This is a genomic window from Caulobacter sp. FV2ye17ST, from assembly GCF_058680955.1.
Window position 1 is genome coordinate 2853379 of the sequence record NZ_CM178727.1, and the last position, 17888, is coordinate 2871266.

Genomic DNA, 17888 nt, shown 5'->3' on the forward strand with positions numbered 1-17888 from the left:
CATAAGCGCCCTGGCACGGGTCACGACCTCGACCGCGTCGGCGAGTTCCTCTGCGCCACTTACTCGCGCGTCAGCGAGATAGGCCACGATAGCCTCCTCGCTGTCGAGGTATTCCGCCGGGTCAAAGGGCCGGGTTTCCACGTCAAACCTCCTGCGTGATAGCCGACTACCGCGCCGCCGGCGCCCCGCGCAGCAGACCTTCGGTGCTCAGATCCTCATCCAGCTCCGGCCAGTGAATGCCGTAACCACCGCCCGCGATTTCCCAATGGGCGCGCTGCGGCGGTGTGGCCTTCAGCAGACGCGGATACCAGGCGAGCGGCGCGGCGATGCTGCGGCCGTCCATCAGGTCGACCACCAGCCGTTCGTCATCACAGCGGACGTCGCGCACGCGCTCGTCAGCGGCTGTCGCCAAAATGCTCATGCCATGCCTCCACGAGGGTGACCCTGTGCTCGCGCACGAGGGTCAGGATAACATTCAACTCATGCGCCCGGTAGCCGAGGTTCCGCGCCAGCGCCACGGGCGTCAGCCACGCCTTCAGGGACGCTTCCCCCTTGTCGACGTGGACGTGCGGCGGCTCGTTCGGTTCGTGGCTGTAGAAGTAGAACCGGTAGCCGTTGATGCGCAGGATTGTGGGCACCGACAAATCTACCCATGGTAGATCTGTATCGTCAATACCACCTGCGTTTCACTTCTCCCCTACCTCACCGCACCCTCGACCGCCCCGTCGGCGCCAGCCGCAGCCTCTGCATCACGCCCGCGTCCGAAACGCCGGCCTCCACCGCCGCCCGCGCCGCCTCGTCCGCATAGGCCGTCAGCCAGACCAGCACCCGCTCGCCCTCGCGCACCGGCAGGCGGGGGAAGGTGTTTGGCGCCGGGTTGGTGACCCAGGCGGCGAGGATCTCGGCGCCCGGGTGGTCGAGGGTGGGCGCGTCCAGGGCGGTGTCGAGGGTCTGGACGGTGAGGGTCAGTTGGCGGTCGCCGCCGGTCTGCGGCCTGTCCGGCTTCCTGGGCGCGGGCCGGGCCGGCAGAGGATGCGGCTGCAGCAGCAGGACGTCGTCGCTGTCGATCATGGTGGCGTTGGCGGCGTCGCGATGGGCGGCCCAGACCGGGCCGTCATAGAAGGCGGTCAGGGCCGCCCGGCGCTGGTCCATGTCGGTGAAGCCGCGCAGCCACACGAAGCGGTCGGGATCGTCCAGATCGCGGAACAGGCCGATCAGGGTGATGCCCGCCGCCTCCTGGCTCTCGACGAACGCGCGCTCGAACAGGGTGATCAGGGCGTCGCGCCGGCCCGGATGCAGGGTGTACTGGCGCAGCTCGACGGCTGCGGGGTTTGGGGCGGGGCTGGGAAGGGTCATGACGGCTCCTGGGCTGGACGACTCCTCGACTGGGATCGACCTAGCGCGGGCCGGCGCCGGAATCTGTCAGCAGGCCGCTCTGTCCGCCCCGCTTCCCGCGCCTAAGCCGCTGAAATCGCTGGCCCGGGGCGCCCCAACTCTCGCGGGATACGCACCGCCGTATACTGTCTTCACCTCGGGGCGATGGGGAGGGCGCGCGGCCAGCGACCTTCGCGGCCCCGGGGTGTGGTCGAGCGGGGACAGGTTCGGGGGGGATACCCGGACGGTCCGGGGACCTGGTTGCTGGCCAGGCCCGCCCGCCGTCGGCGTGGATGAGGACAGACGGGTGTGTTCATTAGTCATTAGATTGGCTCGCCCGCCTCGACCGCCGGTTCCTCGCGGAAACGTGGAGAACCAGCTCCCGGTAAGGCCTGAACAGGGCCACCTGACGGGACGCTGACGGATAACGATCGCGCGGGGCGTCCGGACTTCGTCGAAACGGTAATTCTACTCTCTCATCCGGGCGTGGCCCGGCGCCCCGCACCCTCCCCGATCTTCGCAGCGAAAGCGCGGGGCGGCGCAGCCGTGCGCGCATCAGAACCAGGAGTTCCGCCATGCCCTCGCCCCGCCCGGCCCGCAAGATCCGCCGCGATCGGCTTTGCCGCTCGACCTTGCGGCGCAAACGCAACAGCGCCTGGCTGGAGAAGCGACTGGTCGAGAAAATCTGCGGGATCGCCGACATGATCGCGTTCAAGCGCGCCGAGGGCGCCGAGGGCGCCGCGTGGGGCTGGCAGGGCGGCGGGCCGCCCGCGGGTCCCCCCTGACGCGAAGACGCTTGCGACGGCGGGGCGAATACCCCTTCTATGCCGCGTTAACCACTTGGGGCGCGCCATGAGTTTGCAGAAGCGGATCTGGGACCTGATCGTCCTGGGCATCTTCGTGTTCGCGGCGGCCTTCGCCTCGGCCCCGTGGTTCGCCTTCCGCGCCCTGAAGGCGGCGGCCCAGTATGAGGACGTGCAGGCGATCGGCGAGCTGGTCGATTTCCCGGCCGTGCGTCGCAGCCTGACCGGCCAGCTGAACGAGGCCCAGCCGGTGGCGGCGGCCGAGCCGCCGTCGATCTGGCGTGACCCGCTGGGCGCCATGCGCCGGGCCATCGAGCCGATCGCCCCGCCCGAGCCCAAGGTCGACCGCTATCTGACCATCGCCGGCATCTCGGCCCTGACCCGGGGCTACGCCCCCGGCGCGGCGCCGGCCGGTCCGGCCCGGCCCGAGACCGTGGGCGGCAAGGTCAAGGCCGTGGTGTCGGGGCCCTACCCCACCATCGCCTACTGGGATCCCAACCGCGTGCGGGTGGCGATGAAGCGGCCCGGCGACGCCCGGCGGGTGACGGTGTTCACCTTCCAGCGGCGCGAGCTGTTCACCTGGAAGCTGGTGCATATCAAGCTGCCGCGCGAGGAGCGCCAGGCCGGCGGGTAACCGCGCGGGATCCGCTCCGTGATCGCCCTCGTGCTCGACGTCCTGTCGCGGGTGCTGCCGTTCTTCCTGCTGGTCGCCGCCGGTGTGGCCCTGGTCCGGCTGCGCCTGCTGGACGAGGCCATGTCGCGCGGCCTGTCGGCCTATGTGTTCTGGATCGGCTTTCCGGCTCTGTTGATCCACTCGCTGTCGCGGATCGGCACGCCGGGGCCGGCCCTGGCCTGGGGGCTGGCGGCCTTCGCGGGAGCGGCTCTGCTCGTCATGGCCGGGCTGCTGGTGCTGGGCCTGGCGCTGGGCTGGACGCGGGAGGAACGCGCCGGCGCGGCCCTGGCCGGCGGCCTGGGCAACAGCGCCTTCCTGGGGCTGCCCGTCGCCGCCGCTGTGCTGGGTCCCGAAGCAGCCCGACTGGCCGCCGGCGTTGTCGCGGTCGACTTCGTGATCGTGGCCGCCACGGGCATCGCCCTGCTCGGCTGGGCCGCCGGGCGCTCGATCCCCGGATCGGCCTGGCGCGCCCTGTCCAACCCGATCGTGGCCGCCTCGCTGATCGGCGTGGGCCTGGCGATCACGGGCGTCGCCCTTCCCGCCCTGCTGGACCGCGCCGTGGCCGCCGCGGCGGTCTCGGGCAGCCCGGTGGCGCTGGTGACCCTGGGCGCCGCCCTGGCGCTGCGCTCGACGGATGTGGAGGCGGCCCCGCGCTCCGCCCCTGTGATCGCCGCCGCCGTCGCCAAGCTGCTGGCCCTGCCCGTCCTGACCTGGCTGGCCGTGGGCCTGACCGACGCGCCGGTCGCCTTCCGACTGGGCGCCACCCTGCTGGCCGCGACGCCGACGGCGGTCAATGTCTTCATCCAGACCCGAGCCCTGGGCGTCTTCGCGCGGGGCGCGGCGCGGACCGTCGCCCTGACCACGGCCCTGGCCTGCGCGACCCTGTCGATCGCGGTGTTTCTGCTGACAAAGAGTGTCAGCTAGTTCCCGCTTCGTTCTCGACGAACATCGTTCGCCTCGCTAGCTTTCGACCGAGGAGGACTTCGTCATGATCAGCTACATCACCATCGGCGCCAGCGACATCGACCGGGCCGGGATCTTCTATGACGCCGTGCTGGGCGCGCTGGGCAGTCAGCGGCTTTGGCGACAGGGCGACTGGATCGGCTACGGGCCAGACCAGGACCATGCCACGGTGATGATCTGCAGCCCCGAAAATGGCCAGCCCGCCAAGGCCGGCAACGGCATCATGGTCGGGCTGAAGGCCGAGACGCCGGAACAGGTCGACGCCTTCCACGCCGCCGCCATGGCCAACGGCGGAAGCTGTGAGGGCCCGCCCGGACCTCGCCCGGCCTATGGCGAGGGCTACTACCTGGCCTATGTCCGCGACCCGGATGGCAACAAGCTCTCGGCGTTCCTCAAGAGCTAGCCGCCGTCCAGTCTCAGAGGATCAGCCCGCCAGGGCCGCCTTGATCGCGTCCAGGCCCGCCTGGGCTTTGGTCGCGTCAGGCGCGCCGCCCTGGGCGAAGTCGGCCTTGCCGCCCGCGCCCTGTCCGCCCATGGCCAGCACGGCGGCCTTGGCCAGCTCGGCGGCGCTGAACCTGTCCGTCAGGTCGGCGGTGACCGCCACCGTCACGGCGGCCTTGCCATCGCTGGTCCCGACGAGGGCGACGATCCCGCCGCCCGTCAGCTGCTTCTTGAACTCCTCGGCCACGCCGCGCAGTTCCTTGCCGCCGACGCCGTCCAGCACCTTGGCGATCAGGGCCGTGCCGGCCACGTCCTCGGGACCCGAGGCCGCGCCACCGCCGCCGCCCAGGGCCAGCTGCTTGCGGGCCTCGGCCAGCTGCTTTTCGAGCGACTTGCGCTCGGCGATCAGGGCGTCGACGCGGGCGCCGACCTCGCTGACCGGGGTCTTGAACTGGTCAGCCAGGGCCCTGGCGACACCGGCCTGGTCGAGCAGGAAGCGGCGGGCCGCCTCGCCGGTCAGGGCCTCGATGCGACGAACACCGGCCGCGACGCCCTGCTCGGAGACGATCTTGAACAGGGCGATATCGCCGGTGCGGGCCACATGAGTGCCGCCGCACAGCTCGACCGAATAGGCCTTGCCGGCGTCGGTCAGCGACTTGCCCAGGGTCAGCACCCGAACGCTGTCGCCGTACTTTTCGCCAAACAGCGCCACGGCGCCGGCCTCGATGGCCTCCTGCGGGGCCATCTCCTTAGTCTCGGCCGGGACGTTCTGTCGGATCACCTCATTGACCTCGGCCTCGATGCGCTCGATCTCGTCGGGCGACAACGGGCCGCCGTGGCTGAAGTCGAAGCGCATGCGGTCGCCATCGACCATCTGGCCCTTCTGGGCGACGTGCGGGCCCAGCACGTGGTGCAGGGCGGCGTGCACTAGGTGGGCGGCGGAGTGGTTTGAGCGGGTGGTGGTGCGCTTGCCGGCGTCCACCGAGGCGACGACGCTGTCGCCGACCTTCAGGTCGCCGGCCAATTCGACGCGGTGCACATAGAGCTCGCCGGCCTGCTTCTGGGTGTCGAGCACGCGGCTTTCGCGGCCGTTGGCCTCGATGACGCCGGTGTCGCCGGCCTGGCCGCCGCTTTCGGCGTAGAAGCTGGTGCGGTCCAGCAGCAGCTCGACGGTCTGGCCGGCCGAAGCGGCCTGCGCCTCGGCGCCGTCGACCAGGATCGCCTTCACCACGCCCGTGGTCTCGGTGTTGTCATAGCCGACGAAATTGGTCGGGCCCGAGCGTTCCTTGATGCCGAACCAGGCGGCGGCCGCGCCGGTCTGGCCCGAGCCGGCCCAGTTGGCGCGCGCCATGGTGCGCTGGCGCTCCATGGCCACGTCGAAGCCGTCGGTGTCGACCTTGATGCCCTTGGCGCGCACGGCGTCCTGGGTCAGGTCCAGCGGGAAGCCATAGGTGTCGTAGAGCTTGAAGGCGACCTCGCCATCCAGCACGCCGCCCGACGACAGGTTGGCCGTGGCTTCATCCAGCAGGCCCATGCCGCGACCCAGGGTGACGCGGAAACGCTCTTCCTCCTGGCGCAGGGTCTCGACGATCGAGGCCTCGGCGCGGCGCAGCTCGGGATAGGCCTGGCCCATCTCGGCCACCAGGGTCGGGGCCAGGCGGTGCATCAGGGGCTCATTGGCGCCCAGCAGATAGGCGTGGCGCATGGCGCGGCGCATGATCCGGCGCAGCACATAGCCGCGACCTTCGTTCGAGGGCGTGACGCCATCGGCCAGCAGGAACGACGACGAGCGCAGGTGGTCGGCGATCACCCGGTGCGACGGCGCCTGAACGCCCTCGGCCTTGACGCCGGTCAGCTCGACGCTGGCGGCGATCAGGGCCTTGAAGAGGTCGATGTCATAGTTGTCGTGCACGCCCTGCAGGACGGCGGCGACGCGCTCGAGGCCCATGCCGGTGTCGATCGAGGGTTTGGGCAGCGACAGGCGCTCGCCGCCGGCCAGCTGCTCGAACTGCATGAAGACCAGGTTCCAGATCTCGATGAACCGGTCGCCGTCCTCATCGGGGCTGCCGGGAGGGCCGCCGGCGATATGGGGACCATGGTCGAAGAAGATTTCCGAGCACGGGCCGCACGGGCCGGTGTCGCCCATCGACCAGAAATTGTCGTTGGTGGCGATGCGGATGATGCGGCTGTCGTCCAACCCCGCGATCTTCTTCCACAGATCGGCGGCTTCGGTGTCGGTGTGATAGACCGTGACCAGCAGCTTGTCCTTGGGCAGGGCGAAGTCGCGGGTCAGCAGGGTCCAGGCGTGGGTGATCGCCTGTTCCTTGAAATAGTCACCGAACGAGAAGTTGCCCAGCATCTCGAAGAAGGTGTGATGGCGGGCCGTGTAGCCGACATTGTCCAGATCGTTGTGCTTGCCGCCGGCGCGAACGCACTTTTGCGAGCTGACAGCGCGCGGATAGGCAGGCGTCTCGGCGCCGGTGAAAGCGTTCTTGAACGGCACCATGCCAGCATTGACGAACAGCAGGGTCGGATCGTTCTGCGGCACCAGCGGCGCCGACGGCGTGATCGCGTGATCGGCCTTGCCGAAATAGTCGAGGAAGGTGCCGCGGATCTCGTTCAGGCTGGGCATGGGCGTCTCTAGGATCTCGATAGAGTCCGGCTGTCCGGAGGTTGGCGCTGCATAGCGCGGTTTTCGGCAGAGTGGAAACCGAGTCGGATATGGGGGCCGAGCAGCGCCCGTCCAACGGGCCGCAGGTCTGGCGGACACGGCTTCTCAGCCTCACGCGGCATCAGCCACTGAAGGGGTCGGGGAGGCGCGAAGCGGCCGGGACGAACCCGGATGACCGTGATGTGTTTTGTGCGTTTCGGCTCGACCTGTCCGCTTCGCAGAAGCTGTTCTTGCGTGAGGATCGGGCCAAGCGAGCGTCTTTCAGCTCTGATACCCAAGAGCCCCCGTACGGGCGCGCATCCCGTCGATCGGCTAACCGTCTCGACGCCGACGATGCGCGATAGGCGGGTTTACGATCCCTCGCCCTCTTCGACCCGCGTTCACCCGGCCGACGAGCCACTCAGCGTTTGGTCCGTCCTTCTGAGACAGCCCGCACACCTCGACCCGCCTTCCAGGGCGTCGCGGCCCCGCTCAGCTCCATCCTCGTCGCCACTTTGGGCCGGTACCAGGCGCCCTCCCCCTGCGACGGGGACAGCACCAAGAATACGGGCGGTTTGGGCTCCGAGGATTGGCGCGATCAACTATTTTACAAGCGGTTGATTGGGCTGGGGTTTGTTTCGGAAAGTACGGGGATAAACTGCGCGCTATCCCCTCAAGTCCTCCCCCTAGCGGGGGAGGTGTCGGCCCCTTCGGGGCCGACGGAGGGGGAAGTACTACTGACTCCTTGCGGTCTTCCCCCACCGGCCTGCGGCCGCCTCCCCCTTTAGGGGGAGGACTTGGTGGCGCACGTCCCGCCCCCCCTCGCGCCATCCCCCAAAACGAAATCGGACGCCTGGCTTGGGGTCCAGGCGTCCGGGGGATCGCGGCCTTCGCGGCGGGAAGCCACGGGCGTCAGTATTGGCGGGATACGCCGTAGGCAAGCGAAGGTCGCGAAACCTGTCAGACCATGAGGTCTATTCGTCGCCGTCCTCGGGACCGCCGACCAGCAGCTCTTCCTCGATCTTCTGGGAAGACTTGCGGACAGCCGCCTCGATCTCGTTGGCCAGATCCTTGTTGGCCTTCAGGAATTCGCGGACATTGTCGCGACCCTGGCCGATGCGCTGGCTGTTATAGGAGAACCACGAGCCGGCCTTGTCGATGACGCCGGCCTTGACGCCCAGGTCGATGATCTCGCCCAGCTTGGAAATGCCCTCGCCGTACATGATGTCGAACTCGACCTCGCGGAACGGCGGGGCGACCTTGTTCTTGACGACCTTGACGCGGACATTGTTGCCGATGATCTCGTCGCGGTTCTTCACCGAGCCGGTGCGGCGGATATCCAGGCGCACAGAGGCGTAGAACTTCAGGGCGTTGCCGCCCGTCGTGGTCTCGGGGCTGCCGTACATCACGCCGATCTTGTGACGGATCTGGTTGATGAAGATGACGATGGTGTTGGTCTTGTTGATCGAGCCGGTCAGCTTGCGCAGCGCCTGGCTCATCAGGCGGGCCTGAAGGCCGGGCAGGCTGTCGCCCATCTCGCCCTCGATTTCCGCCTTGGGGGTCAGGGCCGCGACCGAGTCGATGACGACCACGTCGACGGCGCCCGAACGCACCAGGGTGTCGGTGATTTCCAGGGCCTGTTCGCCGTTGTCGGGCTGCGAGACCAGCAGGTTGTCGAGATTGACGCCCAGCTTGAAGGCATAGCCCGGATCGAGCGCGTGTTCGGCGTCGACGAAGGCGGCGGTGCCGCCGGCCTTCTGGACCTCGGCCACCACGTGCAGGGCAAGGGTGGTCTTGCCCGAGCTTTCCGGACCGTAGATCTCGATCACCCGCCCCTTGGGCAGGCCGCCGATGCCGAGCGCGATGTCGAGGCCGAGCGAGCCGGTGGAGACGGACTCCATCTCGACCTTGCCCTTCTCGCCCAGCTTCATCACCGAGCCCTTGCCGAACGCCCGGTCGATCTGCGCCAGCGCCGCTTCTAGAGCGCGCTGCTTGTCGCCGTCTTCCTTACCCACGAGTTTCAAAGCCGCCTGGTTCATTGGAGATGCGCCCTTATTCCATGATTCCACCCGGCCAAGCCGGGCTTCGCGTTTCACGCGCCCATTGATCGGTGGAACACTCAAAGTCGTACCGGCTTTGTTCCGTGTTCGCAAGATGTTCTTTTCGACATGTGCTCGTGTTCCAGTCCCCGGATCGAGGACGGGCGGACCCTTTGCCGCGCGCCTTGTTCAGATCGGGAAACACGTCCTTAAGGCCCGTGTGCGACGGTTCCGGTCGTATGGGGGAGCCGCGCCTTGTCGATTGATCCACGTCGCCTTCTTGGACTGGCGTTCGCCAGCGCCGATCTGCTCGTCGAGGTTCGCGACGGCAAGATCGGCATGGCCCTGGGGGCGGCGCAACGTATCGTCGGCCAGAGCGAGGCGGCGCTGACCGGCAAGGTCTGGCGCGACCTGTTCGCCCCCTGCGATCAGCCCCTGATGGATGCGATCTTCGCCTGCGCCGATGACGGCGCGCGTCGCGGGCCCGTGGTGGTTGGCCTGGCCGGCCAGGCGGAGCGTCATGTCAGCGTGGTCATGCGCGCCCTGCCCGAGAACGGCGGCCGCCTGTCCTGCGCCCTGACCTCGTGCCAGGCGCCCAGCCCTTCGCTCGGCCCCGAAGGCCTGCATCCGCGCGAATCGTTTGACGACATCGCCAAGGGCCTGTTCGAGGCGGCCCGGGTGACCGGGATCGAGCTGGAACTGGCCATGATCGAGTTCGCGGGCCTGAGCGACCGGCGCGCCGCCCTGCCCCGCGCTGAAGCCGAGGTTCTGGACGCCCAGGTGGCCGGGGCCGTGCGGGCCGAGTCGCACGGCGGCTCGGCGGCCACACGCCTGTCGGACGACCGTTTCGCCGTCCTGCGCGCCAAGGACGAAAACACCGATAACCTGACCCGCCGCCTGAGCCAGATGCTGGAGATGGACGCCACGGCCCATGTGGTGTCGCTGGAGGTCGGGACCGCTTCGGCCCGCGCCATGCGCGCCCTGCGCTATGCGCTCGACGACTTCCTGCGCGAAGGTCTGAAGGACTCGCCGCCGATGAGCCTGGCCGAGGCGATGAACCGCTCGGTCAAACGCACCCTGACGCGGGCGGGCGCCCTGGGGGTCGCCGTCAGCCAGCGCCGCTTCGATCTGGCCTACCAGCCCGTGGTCAATCTGGCGACGGGGCTGGCCCACCACCACGAGGTGCTGGTGCGGTTCGAGGACGGCGCCAGCCCATTCGCGATGATCCGGATGGCCGAGGAATTCGACCTGATCGAGGAACTGGACAACGCCATCGTCGAACAGGCCGTTCGTCGCCTGGCCCAGGACCGGTCGGGCGAGCTGAAGCTGGCGGTCAATGTCTCGGGGCGCACGATCGTCAACGAGAGCTTCGTCGACAATGTCTCGCGCACCCTGGCCAAGTTCGACAAGGCCAAGGGGCGGCTGATCTTCGAGATCACCGAGAGCGCGGCCATCGACGACCTGCCCCGCGCCAACCGTCACATCCAGTCGCTGCGCGGCATGGGCTCGATGGTCTGTCTGGATGACTTCGGCTCGGGGGCGGCGTCGTTCGCCTATCTGCAGGAACTCAACCTCGACATCGTCAAGATCGACGGGCGCTATGTTCGCGAACTGGCCGGAAACGGCCGCGACGGGGTCATGGTGCGGCGCCTGGTGGAGATGTGCCGCGACCTGAAGATCCGCACGGTCGCCGAGATGGTTGAGACGGTCGAGGTCGAGGACGTCGTCCGCGGCGCCGGCGTCGACTTCGCCCAGGGCTGGTTGTTTGGAAAGCCGGCGGACCAGCCGCTACCGGCGCTCAAGCCCGCCGCGCTGAAGCCCCTGGCGCGGCGCGCCGGGGCGTCGGAGAGCTGGGGCTAGCCCCAGCTCTCCCGCCCGTCCTACTTGCCGGCTTTTTTGCTGGCGATGTAGTTGTCGACCACCGATTCCAGCACGGTCAGCGGGGTCATGCCCGACAGCAGGCCCGCATCGTGGAATTCGCGGATGTCGAACTTCTTGCCCAGCGCCTTGCGGGCCTTCTCGCGGGCGCGCAGCCAGACGATCTTGCCGATCATGTAGCTGCAGGCCTGGCCCGGCCACACGACATAGCGCTCGATCTCGGTGATCGCGCCGCTTTCCTCGTCGCCCATGGTTTCAGCCATGTACTTGATGGCCTGCTCGCGGCTCCACTTCTTGTGGTGCATGCCGCTGTCGACCACCAGGCGCACGGCGCGGAACAGGGCGTCGTGCAGCATGCCGATGTGACCGCGCGGGTCGGTCTTGTAGATGCCCATCTCGACGGCCAGCTCTTCCGAATAGAGCGCCCACCCCTCGGCATAGCCTGAGAAGCCGATCACCTTGCGGATCAGCGGCAGGCCCTTGGCCTCGTTCGACAGCGACAACTGCAGGTGGTGGCCCGGGACGCCCTCGTGCACCGTCAGGGTGGTCAGGGTGTACTTGGCCTGCTCCTTGGTGTCGCGCAGGTTGATCCAGTAGATCCCCGGGCGCTTGCCGTCGAGCGAGGGTGAATTGTAGTAGCCGCCCGGCGCGCCGGCCTCGATGGCCTTGGGCACGCGGCGGATTTCCAGCGGCGCCTTGGGCAGCTGGCCGAAATAGGCCGGCAGCTGCTTGTCGATCCACTTGGCCTTGACGTTGAGGTCAGCGATCAGCTGTTCCTTGGCCGCGTCGGTGTTCTCGTAGATGTCCTTGCCCAGCTCGGCCATGCGCTCGCCGACCGTGCCCTTGGACATGCCCATGGTCTTGAAGATCTTGTCGGCCTGGATCTCGATCGACTTGACCATGTCCAGACCCAGCTGGTGGATCTCGTCGGGGGTCAGGGTCGCGGTCGTGTAGTTCTTCAGCGAGGTGGCGTAGTAGTCGCCGCCGTCCTTCAGGCGCCAGACGCCGGCGTCGTGGGTGGCCTTGGGCCGCACGCTTTCCAGCAGGGCGATCTGGCGCTTCAGGGCGGGCAGGACCGAGTTCAGATAGACCTTGGTCGCCTCGCCGGCCCAGTCGCCCTCGATCTTCTTTTCAGCGGTGCGGCGGACGATCGACTTGATCAGCGGGGCCTCGGCCGTCGGCGTGTCGGCGAAGGCCTTCATCTGGATGAGCGCCTTGTCGATCACGAAGTCGGGCGGGATCACGCCGTCGGCGTAGTCGCGCTTGGCGATGATGGTTTCCTGATCCATCAGGCGGGCGAAGCCCTCCATCCGCGACAGATAGGCGTCGGCGTCGGCCTTGGTTTCGATGGCGTGCTGGGTGTCGAGGAAGTCGGGCATCTGCTGATAGCTGCCCGTCAGCTGACTCAGCACATAGGGGGCGCCCGAACCGCCGCCGGCATAGGTGAACTTGCTGCCCTCGTCCTGCACCGCCAGGGTGAACTCGACGGTGTCGTAGTTGACGGCGTCCATGCCGGACATCGACTTGCGGTCGATGGCGCGCAGGGCCTTCAGCTGCTCGCGGGTCTGGGCGGCGCTGGCGGCGATCGCCTCGAACGAGCGGTCGCTGAGCAGGCCCTTGGTCCAGGCCAGGTCGCCCTTGTCCAGGCCCAGGCTGGTGGTCAGCTCCGGCGCCTGGCGCATCAGCTTGGCCATGGCGTCGTCGAACAGGGCGTTCATCTTGGCCACTTCGCCATTGGCGGGCGCAGCGCCTTGAGCGAAGGCGAGCGACGGCGCCGAGGCGGCGAAGCCGGCCGCGACGGTGGAGAACAGCATCTGACGACGATTTTGCAAGGCGAGACCCCTAAAGAACGTTTTGTTGGGCGAATGCGTAGGCCCAGACCCCGATGCCCGTAAATTAATTTCTCTTAATGCGCGGCCTGACCCAGGCCCTGACGTTGAAAAGGTCAGCCGCCGCGATCCAGGGTCACATAGAGCTCGCTCTCGATCACCCACTGGCCGGTGACCTTCTTCCAGACCGCCAGATAGGTCCCCGACTGGTCCGGCGCGCCCTTCCATGATCCGACCCACCGCCCGTGCTCGGCGGCGCGCAGGCCGGCGCTGTCGAGCTCGAGACGCTCGCCGGTGCGGACATAGGCGATGAAGTCAGGGTCGCGGAACTGGGCGTCAAAGGCGGCGATCACCTCGGCCGATCCCATCAGCAGCGAGCCGTCGCCGGCGATCAGCACCATTTTCGGATCAAAGAATGGCGCGAGGCGCGCGGCGGCCTTGCCGGCGATGAGCTTGTTGGTCAGCTTTCGGCGGGCGGCGATGGCGTCTTCCGGCGGGGTCATGGCGTTGGTCTCGCAAAGCAGCCCTGTCGGTGTAGCTTGTCGCCTCACCGCGCCGCAAACAGAGTCGCCATGTCTGCCTTCCCGCCCGTGATCGTCACCGAACGCCTGACCCTGAAGGCTTCCGAACTCAGCGACTTCGACGACAGCGTCGCCATGTGGTCCGACCCCGTCGTCACCCAGTTCGTCGGCGGTCGCCCCTCGACGCCGGAAGAGAGCTGGGCGCGACTGCTGCGCTCGCGCGGTCTTTGGCCGTTGCTGGGCTTTGGCTATTGGGCGGTGCGCGAGACAGCCACGGGCCGCTATGTCGGCGAGGTCGGCTTCGCCGACTTTCACCGTGATATCCAGCCCACCTTCTTCGGTCAGCCGGAAATGGGCTGGGTGCTGGCGGCCTGGTCGCACGGCCAGGGCTTCGGAACCGAAGCCGTCACGGCGGGCCTGGCCTGGATCGACAGGACCCTGGCCCCGCCGCGCGTGCCCTGCATCATCGATCCGGGCAATGCCGCGTCGCTGGCCCTGGCGCGCAAGACCGGCTTCAAGGTGGTGAACCACACGTCCTACAAGGACGCGCCGATCATGCTGCTGGAGCGAACCCGGTAAGACCTAGACCGGGTGGACCCAGCCATAGGGGTCGGCCGTGCGGCCGCGCTGGATGCCGATCAGGGCGTTGCGCAGTTGTTCGGTCGTCTCACCCTCGGCGCCGTTGCCGATGGTGAAGTCGCCGGACGACGTCCGCACCGTGCCGATGCCGGTCAGCACTGCGGCGGTGCCGCAGGCGAACACCTCGCGCAGGCGACCGCTGGCCGCGTCGGCGCGCCACTGGTCAAGCGAATAGGGCTCTTCGCGCACCGTGATCCCCTGGTCGCGGGCCAGGGTGATGATCGAGTTGCGGGTGATGCCGGGCAGGATGGTGCCACCCAGCGGGGGCGTCTGCAGGCTGCCGTCGTCCATGCGGAAGAAGACGTTCATGCCGCCCAGCTCCTCGACCCAGCGGCGCTCGACCGCGTCGAGGAACACCACCTGGTCGCAGCCATGGGCGATGGCTTCGGACTGGGCCAGCAGGCTGGCCGCATAGTTGCCGCCGCACTTGGCCGCGCCCGTCCCGCCCAGGGCCGCGCGGGTATAGGTCTCCGAGATCCAGACCGAGATGGCCGAGGCCTTGTTCTTGAAATAGGCCCCGACCGGCGAGGCCAGGACCACGAACAGGTATTCGGACGCCGGCTTGACCCCCAGGAACACCTCGGTGGCGAACATGAAGGGGCGCAGATACAGGCTGCCCTCGCCTTCCGGGATCCAGTCGCGGTCGATGGCGATCAGTTGCTCGACGGCCTCGACAAACAGGTCTTCCGGCAGCTCAGCCATGGCCATGCGGCGCGCCGAGTCCTGGAAGCGGCGAGCGTTCTCCTCGGGCCGGAACAGGGCCGCGCCGCCGTCGGCGGTGCGATAGGCCTTCATGCCCTCGAAGATTTCCTGGGCGTAGTGCAGCACCGAAGAAGCCGGATCCATCGGGATCGGGCCGCGCGGCTCAACCCGGGCGTCATGCCAGCCCTGGGCCTGATTGTAGCGAATGGTCACCATGTGGTCGGTGAACACCCGGCCAAAACCCGGATCAGCCAGCAGGGCGGCGCGGCGCTCGGCCGAGGTGGGCGCGGGATGGGCGATGTGCGCGAACGAAGAGGTGGCGGCTGAGGTCATGGGGCGCTTGGCTCTCGTTCAATAAGATCGACAACGGCGCGAGCACGCCGCAGCGATGGAATGGATATGGCAGACGCCCCGCGTCAAGAGCCGTAGACGCAAAGACCGCATCCGTCGCCCGCTTCCGGGGCTGTGTCGCCTAGATATCGCCGCCGACGTTCGGCGCCAGGCCCGGGGCGCGGGCGACGTGAATGCCGCACTCGGTCTTGTCCTGGCCCGCCCAGCGGCCAGCGCGGACGTCCTCGCCCTCTTCGGCGGGCTTGGTGCAGGGCCAGCACCCCACCGACGGGAAGCCCTGGGCCACCAGCGGGTGAGCCGGCAGATTGTATTCGGCGATATAGGCGTCCAGCTCGGCCTTGGACCAGTTGGCCAGCGGGTTGAACTTGATCTTGCCCTCGGCCTCCTCGACCACCGCCAGACGCAGGCGGTCGCCGCCGTGGAAGCGCTTGCGGCCGGTGATCCAGCCGTCGAAACCCGCCAGCGCGCGGTCCAGCGGCAGCACCTTGCGGATGTGGCAGCAGCCGTCGATGTCGGTGCGCCACAGGTCAGACTTGGGATCGTTGACGGCCAGGTCGGCGAAGGCCGGACGCAGGTCGCGCACGTCGGTCAGGGCCAGTTGGGCGGCCAGTGACTTGCGGTAGTCGAGGGTCTGGCCAAACAGCATGCCGGTGTCGAGAAACAGCACCGGGATATGGGGCGCGACCCGCGAGGCCAGGTGCAGCAGCACCGCCGATTCCGCCCCGAAGGACGACACCAGGGCCAGTCTGTCGCCAAAGGTCTCGTAGGCCTTGCGCAAAATGGTCAGCGGATGGGCGTCGCGCAGTTCGGCGTCCAGCCGGGCCGCCAGGCCCGTTTTACCAGACAGGGCCGTCGCATCGGTCTGGTCGTAAGCCATCACCCTAGCCTTTCCTCATAGGCCAAGGCGCGGTCGTCGGCGGCCCGCTGATAGACATGGCGGAAGCGGCTGGCGGCCTTGGTCCAGACCTCGGGGCTCGCGCCGTCGGCAGGCTCGAAGGCGTCCATGCCGCAGCGGACCATGAAGCCGGCCTGCTCCTGCAGCACGTCGCCGACCGCCCTCACCTCGCCCGTATAGTTCAGGCGCTCGCGCAGCAGGCGGGCCGAGGTATAGGCGCGGCCGTCGCGGAACTTGGGGAAGGCCACGGCCACCACCGCCAGGCGCGGCAGGTCATAGGCCAGGGCCTCGACCTCCTCGTTGGACTCGATACGCACCCCGACCTTGCGGCTGTTGGACGACAGCAGCGCGTCGCCCTCGGCCTGGAAGCGGGTCAGGGACAGGATCACGTCGCCCGTTTCCGGGATGGCGTCCTCGTCGGTGACGTTGACGAAGCTGTCGTCAGCGAAGGCGGCGACGCCGTTCGTGAGCTTAATCAGCCTGGGCATAGACAGCCTCCTTGAAGGGCTCGAGGCCGACGCGGCGATAGGTGTCGAGGAAGCGCTCCTCGCCGGTGCGGATGCCCAGATAGGCCTCGACCAGGGTGTCGATGGCGCCGGCCACCTTGTCGGCGGGCAATGCCGGGCCGAGGATCTTGCCGATCGAGGCGTCTTCCGCGCCCGACCCGCCCAGCGACAGCTGGTAGAATTCCTCGCCCTTCTTATCGACGCCCAGAATGCCGATGTGGGCCACGTGGTGGTGACCGCAGGCGTTGATGCAGCCGCTGATCTTGATCTTCAGCTCGCCCACCTTTTCGGCGTGGTCCTCGTCGGCGAACTTGGCGGCGATATCCTGGGCGACCCCGATGGCTCGGGCGTTGGCCAGGGCGCAGTAGTCCAGGCCCGGGCAGGCGATGATGTCGCTGGCCAGGTCGATATTGGCCGTCGCCAGGCCGGCCGCAGCCAGGGCCGCGTGGACCGCCGGAACGTCATCCAGCTTGACGTGTGGTAGCACCATGTTCTGGGCGTGGGTCACGCGCACGTCGTTGAGGCTGTACTGCTCGGCCAGATCGGCGATCAGATCCAGCTGGTCGGCGGTGGCGTCGCCGGGCGTCTGACCTTGCGCCTTCAGCGAGATCTCGACGATGGCGTAGCCGGGCTTCTTGTGCGGCTTGATGTTGTTGCGCGCGAAGCGTTGCAGGGCCGGGCTGGCGGCGCGGGCGGCCTCGAAGGCTTCCGACACGGCCGGCAGGGTCTCGAACGGCGTCTGGGCGAAGGCGCCGCGGATGCGGGCCAGCTCGTGGTCGGGCAGGTCGGCGCGGGCGGCGTCGATCTTGGCCCATTCCTCTTCCACCTGACGGCCGAATTCCTCGGCGCCCAGGGCGGCGACCAGGATCTTGATGCGGGCCTTGTAGATGTTGTCGCGGCGGCCGTGGCGGTTATAGACCCGCAGCACCGCTTCCAGATAGCTGAGCAGGCGGCCGACCGGCAGGTGCTCCTTGATGGTCGGGCCGACATAGGGCGTGCGCCCCTGACCGCCGCCGACGATCACCTCGAAGCCCAGCGAACCGTCGCGCGCCCGGCGCAGCATCAGGCCGATGTCGTGCACCTTGGCGGCCGTGCGGTCCTTCAGCGCGCCGGTAATGGCGATCTTGAACTTGCGCGGCAGGTAGCTGAACTCGGGGTGCAGGGTCGACCACTGGCGGATCACTTCCGACCACACGCGCGGATCGTCGATCTCCTCGGCCGTGGCGCCGGCATAGGGGTCGGAGGTGGTGTTGCGGATGCAGTTGCCGCTGGTCTGGATGGCGTGCAGGTCGACCTGGGCCAGGGCGTCGAGGATGTCCGGCGCGTCCTTCAGCTTCACCCAGTTGAACTGGATGTTCTGACGCGTGGTCATGTGGCCGTAGCCCTTGTCGTAGGTCCGGGCGATCCAGGCCAGGCGACGCACCTGGGCGGCGTTCAGCGAGCCATACGGAATGGCCACCCGCAGCATGTAGGCGTGCAGTTGCAGATAGAGGCCGTTCATCAGCCGCAGCGGCTTGAACTGGTCTTCGGTCAGCTCGCCCGACAGGCGGCGTTGCACCTGGCCCCGGAACTCGTTGGAGCGGTCGGTCAGGAACTCGCGGTCGATGACGTCGTACTGGTACAT

General features: G+C 68.1%; 17 protein-coding genes and 1 pseudogene. 7 read left to right on the forward strand and 11 right to left on the reverse strand.

The features are described 5' to 3' along the window. Positions 1 to 166: 166 nt before the first annotated feature. The 3 genes from ACW17V_RS13700 to ACW17V_RS13710 all read right to left on the reverse strand — a co-directional run bounded on the left by ACW17V_RS13700 (position 167) and on the right by ACW17V_RS13710 (position 1356). Positions 167 to 421 (reverse strand): DUF2442 domain-containing protein, encoded by a 255-nt coding sequence (locus ACW17V_RS13700; protein ID WP_492105641.1) that lies wholly within the window; start codon positions 419 to 421, stop codon positions 167 to 169. Beyond that, positions 396 to 638 carry a DUF4160 domain-containing protein gene (locus ACW17V_RS13705; RefSeq protein ID WP_492105642.1) on the reverse strand — a complete coding sequence of 81 codons (243 nt, stop codon included), beginning with the start codon at positions 636 to 638 and terminating at the stop codon, positions 396 to 398. The genes ACW17V_RS13700 and ACW17V_RS13705 overlap by 26 nt, the downstream gene beginning before the upstream one ends. 64 nt (positions 639 to 702) lie before the next feature. Continuing rightward, a complete protein-coding gene (locus tag ACW17V_RS13710) occupies positions 703 to 1356 on the reverse strand; it encodes an NIPSNAP family protein (protein ID WP_492105643.1) in 654 nt (217 codons plus the stop codon). Between the two features lie 161 nt (positions 1357 to 1517). Between ACW17V_RS13710 and ACW17V_RS13715 the strand changes: the two are divergent. The 5 genes and pseudogenes from ACW17V_RS13715 to ACW17V_RS13735 form a co-directional block, all read left to right on the forward strand. Then, positions 1518 to 1667: pseudogene (locus ACW17V_RS13715) on the forward strand (hypothetical protein); the annotation flags it as partial. 282 nt (positions 1668 to 1949) lie between these two features. Further along, positions 1950 to 2159: a hypothetical protein gene (locus ACW17V_RS13720; protein WP_492105644.1), complete on the forward strand. Its 210-nt coding sequence runs from the start codon at positions 1950 to 1952 to the stop codon at positions 2157 to 2159. A 67-nt stretch (positions 2160 to 2226) separates the two neighbouring features. Next, positions 2227 to 2811, forward strand: coding sequence for a DUF2939 domain-containing protein (locus ACW17V_RS13725; RefSeq protein ID WP_492105645.1), 585 nt, complete (start codon positions 2227 to 2229; stop codon positions 2809 to 2811). Positions 2812 to 2829: 18 nt separating this feature from the next. Continuing rightward, positions 2830 to 3774, forward strand: coding sequence for an AEC family transporter (locus ACW17V_RS13730; RefSeq protein WP_492105646.1), 945 nt, complete (start codon positions 2830 to 2832; stop codon positions 3772 to 3774). Between the two features lie 64 nt (positions 3775 to 3838). Next, positions 3839 to 4216: a VOC family protein gene (locus tag ACW17V_RS13735; protein ID WP_419320844.1), complete on the forward strand. Its 378-nt coding sequence runs from the start codon at positions 3839 to 3841 to the stop codon at positions 4214 to 4216. 21 nt (positions 4217 to 4237) lie between these two features. On the opposite strand, the gene alaS is transcribed toward ACW17V_RS13735, so the two are convergent. Next, positions 4238 to 6886: an alanine--tRNA ligase gene (alaS, locus tag ACW17V_RS13740; RefSeq protein ID WP_492105647.1), complete on the reverse strand. Its 2649-nt coding sequence runs from the start codon at positions 6884 to 6886 to the stop codon at positions 4238 to 4240. Positions 6887 to 7878: 992 nt separating this feature from the next. Then, a complete protein-coding gene (gene recA, locus ACW17V_RS13745) occupies positions 7879 to 8943 on the reverse strand; it encodes a recombinase RecA (RefSeq protein ID WP_419251958.1) in 1065 nt (354 codons plus the stop codon). Between the two features lie 255 nt (positions 8944 to 9198). Between recA and ACW17V_RS13750 the strand changes: the two genes are divergently transcribed. Then, positions 9199 to 10803, forward strand: a complete 1605-nt coding sequence (locus tag ACW17V_RS13750; protein WP_492105648.1) for an EAL domain-containing protein — start codon at positions 9199 to 9201, stop codon at positions 10801 to 10803. A gap of 20 nt (positions 10804 to 10823) precedes the next feature. Here ACW17V_RS13750 and ACW17V_RS13755 read toward each other — a convergent pair whose 3' ends face one another. Beyond that, positions 10824 to 12653, reverse strand: a complete 1830-nt coding sequence (locus tag ACW17V_RS13755) for a DUF885 domain-containing protein (RefSeq protein ID WP_492105649.1) — start codon at positions 12651 to 12653, stop codon at positions 10824 to 10826. A gap of 113 nt (positions 12654 to 12766) precedes the next feature. Beyond that, positions 12767 to 13153, reverse strand: coding sequence for a nuclear transport factor 2 family protein (locus ACW17V_RS13760; RefSeq protein WP_492105650.1), 387 nt, complete (start codon positions 13151 to 13153; stop codon positions 12767 to 12769). Between the two features lie 69 nt (positions 13154 to 13222). On the opposite strand from ACW17V_RS13760, the gene ACW17V_RS13765 reads away from it, so the two are divergent. Further along, positions 13223 to 13750: a GNAT family N-acetyltransferase gene (locus tag ACW17V_RS13765; RefSeq protein WP_492105651.1), complete on the forward strand. Its 528-nt coding sequence runs from the start codon at positions 13223 to 13225 to the stop codon at positions 13748 to 13750. A 3-nt stretch (positions 13751 to 13753) separates the two neighbouring features. On the opposite strand, the gene ACW17V_RS13770 is transcribed toward ACW17V_RS13765, so the two are convergent. The 4 genes from ACW17V_RS13770 to ACW17V_RS13785 all read right to left on the reverse strand — a co-directional run bounded on the left by ACW17V_RS13770 (position 13754) and on the right by ACW17V_RS13785 (position 17888). Continuing rightward, positions 13754 to 14845 (reverse strand): branched-chain amino acid aminotransferase, encoded by a 1092-nt coding sequence (locus ACW17V_RS13770; protein ID WP_492105652.1) that lies wholly within the window; start codon positions 14843 to 14845, stop codon positions 13754 to 13756. Positions 14846 to 14984: 139 nt separating this feature from the next. Further along, the gene (locus ACW17V_RS13775; RefSeq protein WP_492105653.1) at positions 14985 to 15740 is read right to left on the reverse strand and encodes a phosphoadenylyl-sulfate reductase; all 756 of its coding nucleotides are present in this window, start codon (positions 15738 to 15740) and stop codon (positions 14985 to 14987) included. Next, positions 15740 to 16246: a DUF934 domain-containing protein gene (locus ACW17V_RS13780; RefSeq protein WP_492105654.1), complete on the reverse strand. Its 507-nt coding sequence runs from the start codon at positions 16244 to 16246 to the stop codon at positions 15740 to 15742. Before ACW17V_RS13780 ends, ACW17V_RS13775 begins: the two co-directional genes overlap by 1 nt. Continuing rightward, on the reverse strand, positions 16230 to 17888 hold the full coding sequence (locus ACW17V_RS13785) for a nitrite/sulfite reductase (protein WP_492105655.1): 1659 nt from the start codon (positions 17886 to 17888) through the stop codon (positions 16230 to 16232). Before ACW17V_RS13785 ends, ACW17V_RS13780 begins: the two co-directional genes overlap by 17 nt.